Genomic DNA, 11,681 nt, shown 5'->3' with positions numbered 1-11,681 from the left:
CTGAAAAAGTCAGTAAAGGCGCCGCATCTATGCTTATTGATAGTTTTCTGCAAAAATTTCTTCGCAGCGTTGCGTAAAGGCATCATAAGTTTCTTCTGGTGTCATCGTGCCATAAGTGATCTCTGCGTACAGCTCTTTAAAGTACGTGTTGATTTCAGCAAACCCAATTGGTGGGATTGGGGATGGATCACCGACGATGTCTGCAATATCATCTAAGAAATCAGAGGACTCTTGTTCTTCTGGTGTCATGTCGGCATAAAGCAATTCTTTGATGGCATCATTGGAAGGAATCCCCCGCTCAGTACCGATGATCTTATTGGCTTCTTCACTATTCACTAAAAAGTCAACAAACTTCGCAGCTGCTTCTTTTGATTCAGAAGCATTCGCGATCGAATAAAAGAACCCTGGGCGATACGCCATCGCCCCGTTTTCTGAGTCGAATGGACGAGCCAAGTTGATTTCGACATCTTCTGCGGCGGAGGCCTTATAGGTCAAGTATTGATTGGACCAAGTCATCATATAGGCTGCTTTTCCTTGTGAAAACGGATATTGATCCATACTGTTGGCATTGCTAGTCACTTCTGCGGTTGGCATTGCTTTGGCTTGCGTAAGATCTGCGATAGCCCCCATAAATTCAACCCAGTTTTCTTTGGAAAAACCGATCTCTGGTTTGCCGTCTGCATCGTATTGGTATAGATCTTCGCCTTTAGTACGTAAAAAGTATTGCAAAATCGTACTGTTGTCATTGTTATCATTCCAACCATAATCACCGGTTGCTTCAGCGATCGCTGCCGTACTTTCTACAAGGTCATCGAAGGTATAATTGCTAAAGTCGATCCCAGTGCCCCCTTGTTCTACCAATGATGGATTGTAGAGCATCGCCATCGTATTGACAGAAGTTGGTATGCCAAAAACTTTTCCATCTAACTCGCCAGTTGCTAAAATTGATTCTTTGATATCATCGGTTTGAATCTCATTGCCGATAAATTCCGACATATCTGCTAATTGATTTTTCGTTCCATATTGCGCAATGTACTGCACATCCATCTGGATCACATCAGGTAATTCTCCAGAAGCCGCTTTTGTTGCTAGTTTTTTCCAATGGTCATCCCAAGAACCATATTCATATTCAACTTTAATGTCAGGATTTTGTTTCTCAAATTCTTTGATCGATTCGATATACTTCTCGTGTCTGACTTCTGAGCCCCACCAGGTAAAGGAAATCGTCGTTTTCCCATCTGCATCAGCTTCTGAGCTTCCGCTACTATTGCCGTTGTTGCCACAAGCTGCTAAGGTCGCCCCAAGAAACAACAAGCTCGCTGCTTTTAAAAAAGTTTTCTTCATTCTTCTACACTCCTTTTTGTTTGCGCTTACAAGGTGATTGTAATGGAAATCCTCGTTAATAAAAATGAAAAAACAAGAGCAAATATGTGAAAAACTAGACTGTCGTTTTTGCTGAAGGCTAAGCCTTCACGGGCAATAGCTAGAAAAAAATAGAAAAACAGATGAAAAATGTAAAAAAACAGACATGCTCTATTTTTTCCAATATACTATGCTATACTAGCGTTGAAAAGGCTTACTTTTCAAAAAACAAGGTAGGTGGAAACAATGAAAAAAATACAAACCGGACTGTTTCGTCTTTTTACGGTAACAGCTTATTTTGCTAAATTAAACCTTTTATGGCTTTTCTTTACCCTTTTAGGGTTGGGGATTTTTGGCTTCGGTCCTGCCACCGCTGTCACGATTAAATGTTTACATGATTTTCGTAAAACTGGCCATGACTATTCAGCTGTTGCCTTCTGGCAAGCCTACAAGCAAGCCTTTCGCACCTTTTCCCTTTTTGGCATCGGATTATTGAGTACAGTACTCCTGTTGTTGTTTAACTTACGGATTACTCATTTTTTCCCGACTGAAATGGCTTGGCTGCGCCCTGTCTATTTACTTTTAACGATTCTCCTCCTTTACACTGCATTCATCAGCTTTATGACCTATGCCAAAGCCGAACAACACGCTTGGAAACAGACCTTGTACGTCAGTATCTTTCTAGTCTTTCGCTACCCACTGCAAGGCCTTGCCTTGTTGTTTACCTGGTATTTATTGTTTCTCTTATTGACTGCCAAAACCTCCTTGTTACTCGTCTTTGGACTAGTGATTTTCTTGTTTTTCGCTGAATTTTTTCATGGTCAGATGATTGAAAAAACCAAACAATTGCAAGCAAAGCGAGGCAGTGTCCATGAAGTCCCAGAAGCTGATCAATCACTTTAAAAAGCAGCCTTTTGAGCGACAGTTACATTTTGTCTTTTTTGCGACGGTGGCAATTATCGTCTCATTGGCTGTTCTCCTGACCTTAGTTTGGCGACAAGTCTACATGGCGCAGCTGAAAGAAGCCGCGTATAAAGATGTCTCGATCATTTCAACAAATATCGCCAAACGTTTAACTGCCGTCGAAACCCTCTCTTTTCGCATTATCGATAGTGCACCGATCCAAAATGGCCTACAAAGGATCTTGGCACAAGATTCCTTGCAATCCTTAGAGGCGATCGACCAAAAGAATGCCTTAAGTGCAGAAATCAACGCCCTCGTACGCAATGAATCAACGATTCAAAACGTCTATCTCTTTACCCCAACGAACGAAAACATGATCAACTTTCTAGCCGAGACCGACCATATCTTTAATGGCCAAACCATCAAAGATATGATCGAGACTTTGCCCGATAAGCCTGCCAAAGGGAGTTGGTTTTTTGCAAAAGACCTTTCTCAAGGTGTCTATCTGCGAAAAATCTATTCAACAGCCGATCTTTCTTTAACCTATATTGGTACGGTGATATTTCTAGTCAATACGTCCTTCTTTCGTAACGAGATCGAAAGTCTTCCTATTGTCTCTGAACAAAACCAATTTTTCATGGCGTATCAGAACCAATTTTATAGTACCGCAAATGACGAGCAAACCCTCGCTGCGGATCAAAATACCTTGCAGCAGAAAATGGGAACCTTCCAGCGATCGATCGGCTCCATGACGTTTGATAATCGCCAGTACTACTATGCAATGGATCGGAAGACGATGCCGAATATGACCTTCATTTATTTACTGCCTGAAAACCAAGTCTTAGCGGATCTTTATAAACTACAAGGCCTTTCCATCGCTGTGAGTTTACCTTTTTTATGTTTGATTATTGTTGTGATTCGGAAAATAAGCAATCAGCTGACCCGTCCTTTAGCTGACTTGGCTTCGCAAATGGCCGTTCTGCGGAAAACGAAAAAACTGGCCTCTTTAAAGACCCTCGCTGTCCCAGAAAATAGTCAAGAAGAGATCATGGTCCTTTACGAAAGCTACAATACGATGATCGATGAATTAAATGCCTTGATCAAGGACAATTATGAAATGCGTATTTTGTCCCAAGAAATCGAATTTAAGGGATTGCAAGCGCAATTAGATCCACATTTTCTCTACAATACGTTAGACTCGATCAACTGGATCGCCATTGAAAATCAGCAGTGGCAGATCTCAGAGATGGTCACCTCCCTTGCCTATTTGTTTCGTAAAAAAATCGATACCAAGTCTGACTTCACAACGCTACAAGATGAATTAGATATCGTGCACGCCTATATCAATATTCAAAACGTTCGCTTCGGGAAACGGATCGAGTATATCGAAGTAATTTTGGTGAATGACTTGTCCTTTAAGATTCCTAAGTTACTGATTCAACCATTGATTGAAAATGTCTTTAAATACGCCGTCAATGATATGAAGGAGACGTGTCGCCTCATCCTTACGATTGAACAACAAGCAACTTTTCTCCAAGTCAGTGTCTCTGACAATGGCCCTGGTTTTAAAGCCAACTTCTCGATTGAAAAAGAAGGCGGCATCGGATTGACCAATATTCAAAAACGATTGCAACTGCATTATGGTGATCAAGCGTCCTTAGCCATCGTCTCCTCGATTCCCTTCAAAAAGACGACGGTGCGCTTTGTGATCCCCTTAAAAGGAGTGAGTGAAACATGAAAAATATCCTCGTTGTTGACGATGAACCCTTGATAGCAAGTGGTGTGGCTAACCTCGTTGCTTCTTTTGATTTCCCATTAGTGGTCAAAGGAATTTACACAGACAGTGAAGAAGCCTTGGCATTTTGTCAGCAAAACATCATCGACATCGTGATTACCGACATCAATATGCCTAAAGTCAATGGACTTGCCTTGATCAAAAAATTAAAAGCCATCAATCCTGCGATTCAAATCATTATTTTGACAGGCTTTGGCAGCTTCTCCTTTGCCAAAGAAGCGATGGCTTTAGGGGTCAAATTTTTCCTTGAAAAACCTGTTTTTCCGAGCAAGCTTTCAGAAGCGTTGGCTGAGACGATCGAACGCTCTGAACGTCGCCAAATGGAATCTACTCTCTATTTAAAACAACAAATTGAACAATACATCAATAGCTGCGGAGAAGAACCGCTGCCTGAATCGTTCGTTTTTCCATTTTGTATGTACTTATTTGATTCGAAATTCTATCACGCCATCGCTAAGCGGATCGAAAGCTATGAGAACCATCACGAGTTGGTGATCGGTCATCAAAACAAAGTTGGCTATATCCTGAACTTCAGTACGGAAAATACCTTTAATCTCTTTTTTAAAACGAAGGTACAGGCTGCGCATCTAGGAAAAGGGATCGCCATCAATTGCTGGGTCGAAACTCCCGAAAAATTTTTACTCAGTTATCATTTAGGCAAGCGGAACTTGGATAAGGAGTTTTATTTTGATACCTTTGAAGTCATCCAAGAAGCCCAAATCTCACAAGAAAATGTCTATGAAAATAGTCTCTACATGGAATACCGTGAAAAACTTTTGGCATTGATCGACAAAGGCGAACTGACTTTAGCACAAGTTCTTACGGAAAACTTTTTTTCTACCTGTCGCATGGAGCTTTACCCTGTCCAACTATTGCGGCTGCAGGTCAACGATTTGTTATCGGCAATTTTTGAAAACCATCGCATCAAGAAAGACATTTACTTTGATGACTATTCCCCAAAGATCATGCTCTTGAATAATTGGCACGAACTCCAGTTTATGCTGCTTCACTGTATCGATTTGATGCGGGGCAGCTTAGACGATAGCGAGAACATGCAGTTGTCCCAAAAAGTCAACCTGATCATCGAAGAATATTATGACCATGAAGCATTGTCATTGAAATGGATCGCCGCCCATCTTTTGTACTTAAATCCTGAATACTTAGGTAAAACCTATTACAAAGAAACCGGGATTCGCTTCAATCAAAAATTAGCCGAATACCGCATCCAAAAAGCACAAGAACTGCTGAAGAAAAACTACAAAGTCTACGAAGTGGCAGCGATGACGGGCTTTAGCAATGCGCCTGAATATTTTGTTCAAACGTTCAAAAAGATTACTGGTATGACACCAAAGAAATTTTTGAAGCAGCAAGAAAAAGTACTCCTCTCTTAACGTTTCTTCTATACGAAAGCATTGTTTTGTTATTTCAACAAAAGAGGTAGTCCGCTCACGAATGTGAGCGAACTACCTCTTTGACTAACCAGTGATTGATGTCAAACAACTGATGCGACCGTGTTCGTTTTAAGAAATAAACATTTTTGTCTAGCTTACAGCGTAAAGACTTGCTTTAACTCCTGTGTCACTGGCGAATCATCCGAATTTGTTTCCATAAGTTCTGCCATGTACTGCCACCATTTTTGGTTGATTTCGGTTGCCGCTAACTGCTGCCAACGGGTTTCATCTTCAATCTCAAGGTAGCCAAACAACGCAAGGGTTTCTGGATCTAAGAAAATCTGGTAGCTTTTCGCCCCGTGTGCTATGAGCTGCTCTTTTAGTTCTGGCCATAGTTCGCGATGCCGTTTTTCATATTCTGCTTCATAACCAGGATGTAGCTTCATCCGAATCGCTTTTTTGATCATCTTTGTCTGCTCCTCTCTTTATTACGTAAGGTGTTCTGCTTAACAAAATGAAACCAATAGTTCAGTAAATGCTAAAACTGTCAGTGATTGCCCGTAAGGCATTGCCGTAATCGCGATGTTTTTGTAGTACTCCAAGTCTTCTCCCATTCCAGTACCGATGGAAACATTTTGGACTTCTCCATCTTCTGCGACTTGTTCGATCAAACCGGCTAAAGCTTTATAGGCAACATCTTCCCAAGCTTTGTCAATGTAACGCTTATGAACGGCTTTTAAAATCCCATAGGCAAAACCAGCCGTCGCAGAAGCCTCCACATACGAGCTAGGATCGTCTAACAAGGTGTGCCACAGGCCACTTTCATCTTGCATTTCTTGCAAGGCAGTTAGTTGGTCTAAGAAGGTATTGATTAAGAAGCCACGTAACGCATCTCCTTCTTGCAAGTCGAGAATTTCAATGATCTCAGGAATCGCAATGGTGATCCAGCAGTTGCCTCTTGCCCAAAGCGCTTGTGCATAATTGTGGCGTTCTTCAAAGGTCCAGCCGTGGAACCAAAGCCCAGTTTTTTTATCCACTAAGTATTTGATATGGATCATAAATTGTTGTTTTGCTTCTTCGATATAAGCCGGACGATTCAGCAACATGCCAATTTTCGCCAAAGGCAAAGCGGTCATCATCAAGGTATCGTCCCAAAGCTGGTTGCGATTTTCTGGTCCATAGGTCGCATGCTGCAGACCATTTTCATCGGTTCGCGGCATATCATGCATGACCCATTCCGCCCATTGTTCAAGGTAAGGTAAGTAACGAGAATCTTTGGTGTCTTCATAAAGATACGCCATTGCTAAAAGCGGCGCCATCGTGTTGACATTTTTAGGGGGCGCGCCTTCTAACATCCGCTGCTCAAACCATTCTTCCACAACTTGGAGCGCTTTAGGATTTTTGGTGATTTGGTAGTTTTTATAAATGCCATATAGTCCCACCCCTTGCGGCCAGTTCCAAATCCCCCAGCTTTTATCATCAACGATCAAGCCGTCAAAGTCTAATAGAAATTCACCATTATCATCCTTGATCGTCGTTAAATTTTCGATCATGCGATCAATTTTTTGTTCCACGACACGTTTTTCCACAAATAACTGTTCTAAAATCACCATTGGGTTCATCCTCTCATTTCTCTTTGATAGATTGATCGTAACACGCTTACATTTACACGAAAATAGCAGTTATTGACACTTTACTATCTATTCTTGTATGATAAAATCAAACGAGCACGAAAGGAGCCAATCATGGAGAAGCAAAGTGCGGACACGATGATCAACGATCGCTTTGAGGCCTTTCATATCAAAGACATCGTAGAAGAAAACAATACCCTTTATCATTACCATAGTTTTTATGAGATTCACTGTACCTTAAAAGGATCAGCGGTCTTCTTTATCGATGGCGGAGAATTCCCTCTAGAACCTGGTACGATCATCTTGATTCCTCCGAATGTCTTGCATCGAATCGTCCATCAAACTTCTGATTTTTTCGAGCGAACCTACCTGTATATCAATCCTAGTTATCTCGCTGCCCTCTCCACTGCCCAAACAGATCTCACTGCCTGTTTTCGTAGCAACGGCGGCATCAACAGTCGTATTTTATCGATCGATGCTGACCAACTAGACCGGCTACTGCGACCTTTGCGCAAAAAAATGGATAGCAATTATGGTGCCGACTTACTTTATCAAAATCATTTGATTGCGTTTTTGATTTCCATCAATACGATTGCCTATCAGGAAAAAGAACCGCTGTTTTTATCCGACTCACTCTATAAAAATAAAGATATTTTGGCTGCCATTACCTATATCAATCAGCATTTGACCGCTGATCTCTCCTTAGAGACCGTCGCCAAAGCCCTTTTCATGAGTCCATACTCGCTTTCTCGGACCTTCAAAAAAGAAACTGGCGTCGCCTTTCATGCCTATGTCGTCAAGAAACGACTCTTAAAGAGCAAAGAAATTTTACGTAAAACCAGAAGCGCCACCGCCACCTTCGAAGCTTGCGGCTTCAACTCCTATACCCATTTTTTACGCTGCTTCAAACAAGAATTTCAGCTGACACCTAAAGAGTTTTTACAAGAAGAAGCCCAAAATCAGTTTGTCCGTTTTACACATTTTGCAGGAAAAAAATAGCAAGCAGATGAAAAGCGTCCACCATTGGCTCGTGTAAAAAAAGAGTTCCTGCTTCTCTATCCTGAAATTACATGACACAATACAAAAAGAATGACACATTTTCTCGTGTCATTCTTTTTGTATATTATAAAACTTCCCCATTTGAAGCGATCACTTTTTTATACCACTCAAAGGATTTTTTCTTGGTTCGTTTCAAGGTGCCCTTGCCTTGATCGTCTCGATCCACGTAGATAAAGCCGTAGCGTTTACTCATTTGACCGGTGCTGGCTGCTACAAGATCAATACAACCCCAAGTAGTATAACCAAGTAGTTCCACACCATCGATCGTCACCGCATCTTTAAAGGCTTGAATATGTTTTTTTAAATAGTCGATTCGATAATCGTCTGCGACAAACCCATTCTCATCAGGGGTATCGATCGCCCCTAACCCATTTTCTACGATAAACAACGGTTTTTGATAGCGATCATACAATTGATTCAATGAATTTCTCAGTCCTAACGGATCAATCTGCCACCCCCACTCAGTCGATGGTAGATGTTCATTTTTAATTGATGGAAAGAGATTCCCTGTCGCTTGCGCATAGTCTTCTGAATGGGCACTGACCGTTCGCGAACAGTAATAAGAAAAACTGACAAAATCAACCGGCGAAGCCGCTAAAATCGCCTCGTCCTCAGGTGTTATTTTGATCGTTAAGCCTTCTCGTTCAAATTTTTTCAAGGCATAATTGGGGTATTTGCCTCGGGCTTGCACATCGATAAAGAAATAGCCTTCGCGATCACGATTGATTGCTTCTTGGTAATCTTCAGGTCGGCAAGTATAAGGATAATGACTGCCACCAGCCAGCATACAACCAACTTGATTGGTCGGATCGATCTCATGAGCCTTTTGGGTTGCTAAGGCACTGGCGACTAACTGGTGATGCGCTGCTTGGTATTTGATTTCTTGACGATTGTCCCCTTCTTTAAAGACGATCCCGCCACCTACAAAGGGCTGATGCAGCAAAATATTGATTTCATTGATTGTCAGCCAATATTTGACCAACCCGCGATAGCGCTGGAAGACGGTTTCCGCATAGGTCACATAGAAATCAATGAGGCGGCGATTTTTCCAGCCCCCAAATTCCTTGATCAAATGCAGCGGAACATCGAAGTGGGCAATCGTGACTAATGGCTCGATTTGATGTTTTCTCAATTCTTTGAAGATTTTCTCATAAAAAAGCAATCCTTCTTCGTTGGGCTCTTCGTCATTGCCATTTGGAAAAATCCGTGACCAAGAAAGTGACATCCGGTACACGTTAAAACCCATTTCGGCAAAAAGGGCAATATCTTCCATATAATGGTGGTACATATCAATGGCCGTTTGGGCTGGATAAAAAGAATCTTCCTGCCATTCCAACATTTCCAGTTCACCCGCAGCGACCTTTGCGCGATCAGGACCAATTGGTAAGAGGTCGACATTTGATAAGCCACGTCCTCCTGCTAATACGCCACCTTCTGCTTGATTGGCAGCCGTTGCACCACCCCATAAAAAATCATCTGACAATCCCATGTTATTTCCTCCTAGACTTTGACTACAAGTACTTCCTCTTCTTTAGCTACCAATCCTTCTTTCACAAGTTCGACTGTGGTATATTGTGGTGTATTGGTAACGATGATTGGTACTTGTGTGAGATATCCTGCAGCTTTTATCTGCTGCACATCAAACGTCAGCAATCGCTGCCCTTTTGTAACTTTTTGCTCTGCTTCTACTAACGCATCAAAATACTGACCATTTAGTTCCACTGTGTCTAAACCGACATGGATCAACAATTCAATTCCGGTGTCTGAAACCAAGCCAATCGCGTGTTTGGTAGGAAAAACAGCAGCGACTTTTCCATCAAACGGCGCAATGACTTCACCGATGGGTTCATCGACCGCAAATCCTTTTCCGAGTGCTTCAGAAGCAAATGCGTCATCTTTGACTTGATTCAGTGGAATCACATTTCCTGGTACAGGATTGATCAATTGGGTATCTTCTAAGACTACTGCTTTCATCTCCGGAACATCAATTGTCACTTTTGTTTCATATTTGAAACTTAAGGCATAGGTAACGACCGCACTCACCACAGCAGCAATCACCAATGCGAGAATGATGTTCCAAAAATAGCGCATCGTATCATCACCGATATATAGTAAGACTGCTGGGAGACCAGACGAACCGGTCGCAAAGCGATGCGTATTGGTCAAGCCAGCATACAAACCACCAGAAGCCCCACCAATCATTGCCGCAACCAACGGATATTTTTTGGGCAAATTGATGCCATATAAAGCGGGTTCGGTAATCCCCATGTAGGCAGTAATCGCCCCTGATACCGCCAACTGCTTAGTTTTTTTCTCTTTCGTACGCAACGCAACAACTGCTACTGCGGTTGCTTGAGCAATGTTTGAGACCAATGCCCCTGGACCAAAAATACTGTCATACCCAAGTTCTGCCATTTGCATCACCCCTAAAGGAGCAATCCCATTGTGCAATCCAAACATCACCATGATTGGTAAAAAGCCCCCAATCAAAACCGCTGGTACCCAGCTAGCATGGACACTTAAGAAGGTAAAGAAAGTTGCCAAATAGCCACCCAAGATACTACCGATCGGTCCAAATAGCGAGAAGGCTAATGTACCCATTATCAAGAATGTTAGCATTGGAACAAAAACCAGTTCTACTGATTTTGGAATCACTTTGTTCAAAAACTTTTCGACATACGATTGGAAAAAAATCACGATCAGGATCGGAATGACTGATCCCGTATAGTTTGCTAATGTAAAAGGAATAACCCCAAAAAAGTGAACGGGTTCGCCTGCTGTGACCAAGGCACCCCAATTAGGATGCATCATCATAGCAGCCACTGAAGCGGCTAAAATCGGATTGCATCGCAATTTTTGTGCCACAGTGAAGGCCAGGATCATTGGTAAGAAGAAGAAAACACCATCTGCAAAAAGATTCAGCATGTAATAGGTTTGCGAATCAGCGGTGATCACATCAAAGACAATCAACAAAGCCAAAACTGCCTTAACCATTCCAGCACCGGACAATGCCGGAATAATTGGTTGAAACGTTCCTGCCACAAAATCGATCACTGCAGCTGCCGGTCCTTTTTTCTCCCCAGGTTCCGACGCCCCTGATGATTGAAGCGAAACCAATTTTGTGACTTCTTCATAGACATCTTTGACATGTGTTCCAATCACGACTTGATGTACCCCTGCGTTATTGATGTATTTGGCAACCCCATCGAGTGCCTCTAGTTCTCCTTGATCTATCCGCTTTTCATCTTTGACTTTAAAGCGTAATCGTGTTTGACAATGATAGGCATCCGTGATATTTTCTTGTCCCCCCAGATACTGGACGATTTTTTTTGCTAATGATTGATAATTTTCACTCATACATTCCACCCCTAGATAAATTTCAAAGAAAATCTATGTTGTATGTGCTCACCGGTAAAACATACTGTTCTTTCTGCCAGCAATGTACCATTTTTAGATTGCGGTTCCAATACATTTTCCTAAAGTCGAAATGGATTTCACCTTTTCATTAAATACCGCTCTTTTTTCGAAATTTATTCCATT

The 11,681-nt window shown here is 42.0% G+C and carries 9 protein-coding genes; 4 read left to right on the top strand and 5 right to left on the bottom strand.

Features of this window, described 5'->3' with window-relative positions:
• Positions 1–33 precede the first annotated feature (33 nt).
• On the bottom strand, positions 34–1,344 hold the full coding sequence (locus A5870_RS03785; protein WP_016608844.1) for an ABC transporter substrate-binding protein: 1,311 nt from the start codon (positions 1,342–1,344) through the stop codon (positions 34–36).
• A 264-nt stretch (positions 1,345–1,608) separates the two neighbouring features.
• Here A5870_RS03785 and A5870_RS03780 point away from each other — a divergent pair, with 264 nt between their 5' ends.
• From A5870_RS03780 to A5870_RS03770, 3 genes are read left to right on the top strand one after another with little or no spacing between them, the layout of a single operon-like run.
• Positions 1,609–2,265: a DUF624 domain-containing protein gene (locus tag A5870_RS03780; protein WP_010749870.1), complete on the top strand. Its 657-nt coding sequence runs from the start codon at positions 1,609–1,611 to the stop codon at positions 2,263–2,265.
• Complete coding sequence (locus A5870_RS03775; protein WP_016608845.1) at positions 2,234–4,003, top strand: sensor histidine kinase; 1,770 nt, start codon at positions 2,234–2,236, stop codon at positions 4,001–4,003. The genes A5870_RS03780 and A5870_RS03775 overlap by 32 nt, the downstream gene beginning before the upstream one ends.
• Positions 4,000–5,451, top strand: a complete 1,452-nt coding sequence (locus A5870_RS03770) for a response regulator (RefSeq protein ID WP_086291864.1) — start codon at positions 4,000–4,002, stop codon at positions 5,449–5,451. Before A5870_RS03775 ends, A5870_RS03770 begins: the two co-directional genes overlap by 4 nt.
• A 155-nt stretch (positions 5,452–5,606) precedes the next feature.
• On the opposite strand, the gene rhaM is transcribed toward A5870_RS03770, so the two are convergent.
• Complete coding sequence (rhaM, locus tag A5870_RS03765; RefSeq protein WP_086291863.1) at positions 5,607–5,918, bottom strand: L-rhamnose mutarotase; 312 nt, start codon at positions 5,916–5,918, stop codon at positions 5,607–5,609.
• Positions 5,919–5,957: 39 nt separating this feature from the next.
• Positions 5,958–7,064, bottom strand: coding sequence for a beta-galactosidase BglB (bglB, locus tag A5870_RS03760; RefSeq protein WP_086291862.1), 1,107 nt, complete (start codon positions 7,062–7,064; stop codon positions 5,958–5,960).
• Between the two features lie 132 nt (positions 7,065–7,196).
• On the opposite strand from bglB, the gene A5870_RS03755 reads away from it, so the two are divergent.
• Positions 7,197–8,081 carry an AraC family transcriptional regulator gene (locus A5870_RS03755; RefSeq protein WP_086291861.1) on the top strand — a complete coding sequence of 295 codons (885 nt, stop codon included), beginning with the start codon at positions 7,197–7,199 and terminating at the stop codon, positions 8,079–8,081.
• 124 nt (positions 8,082–8,205) lie between these two features.
• Here A5870_RS03755 and A5870_RS03750 read toward each other — a convergent pair whose 3' ends face one another.
• Positions 8,206–9,630, bottom strand: a complete 1,425-nt coding sequence (locus tag A5870_RS03750) for a 6-phospho-beta-glucosidase (RefSeq protein ID WP_086291860.1) — start codon at positions 9,628–9,630, stop codon at positions 8,206–8,208.
• Positions 9,631–9,641: 11 nt separating this feature from the next.
• A complete protein-coding gene (locus A5870_RS03745; RefSeq protein WP_086291859.1) occupies positions 9,642–11,498 on the bottom strand; it encodes a beta-glucoside-specific PTS transporter subunit IIABC in 1,857 nt (618 codons plus the stop codon).
• Between the last annotated feature and the right edge of the window lie 183 nt (positions 11,499–11,681).

Origin of the sequence: Enterococcus sp. 2G9_DIV0600 (genome assembly GCF_002140615.1) — a bacterium.
Taxonomy (GTDB): domain Bacteria; phylum Bacillota; class Bacilli; order Lactobacillales; family Enterococcaceae; genus Enterococcus_D; species Enterococcus_D innesii.
Note: the sequence above shows the minus strand (reverse complement) of the source record. Positions and strands in the feature narration are given on the sequence as shown.

Excerpts from the sequence above, each read along its gene's own strand:
- A5870_RS03785 (WP_016608844.1), bottom strand. The coding sequence starts at position 1,344 with ATGAAGAAAACTTTTTTAAAAGCAGCGAGCTTGTTGTTTCTTGGGGCG.
- A5870_RS03780 (WP_010749870.1), top strand. The coding sequence starts at position 1,609 with ATGAAAAAAATACAAACCGGACTGTTTCGTCTTTTTACGGTAACAGCT.
- A5870_RS03775 (WP_016608845.1), top strand. The coding sequence starts at position 2,234 with ATGAAGTCCCAGAAGCTGATCAATCACTTTAAAAAGCAGCCTTTTGAG.
- A5870_RS03770 (WP_086291864.1), top strand. The coding sequence starts at position 4,000 with ATGAAAAATATCCTCGTTGTTGACGATGAACCCTTGATAGCAAGTGGT.
- rhaM (WP_086291863.1), bottom strand. The coding sequence starts at position 5,918 with ATGATCAAAAAAGCGATTCGGATGAAGCTACATCCTGGTTATGAAGCA.
- bglB (WP_086291862.1), bottom strand. The coding sequence starts at position 7,064 with ATGGTGATTTTAGAACAGTTATTTGTGGAAAAACGTGTCGTGGAACAA.
- A5870_RS03755 (WP_086291861.1), top strand. The coding sequence starts at position 7,197 with ATGGAGAAGCAAAGTGCGGACACGATGATCAACGATCGCTTTGAGGCC.
- A5870_RS03750 (WP_086291860.1), bottom strand. The coding sequence starts at position 9,630 with ATGGGATTGTCAGATGATTTTTTATGGGGTGGTGCAACGGCTGCCAAT.
- A5870_RS03745 (WP_086291859.1), bottom strand. The coding sequence starts at position 11,498 with ATGAGTGAAAATTATCAATCATTAGCAAAAAAAATCGTCCAGTATCTG.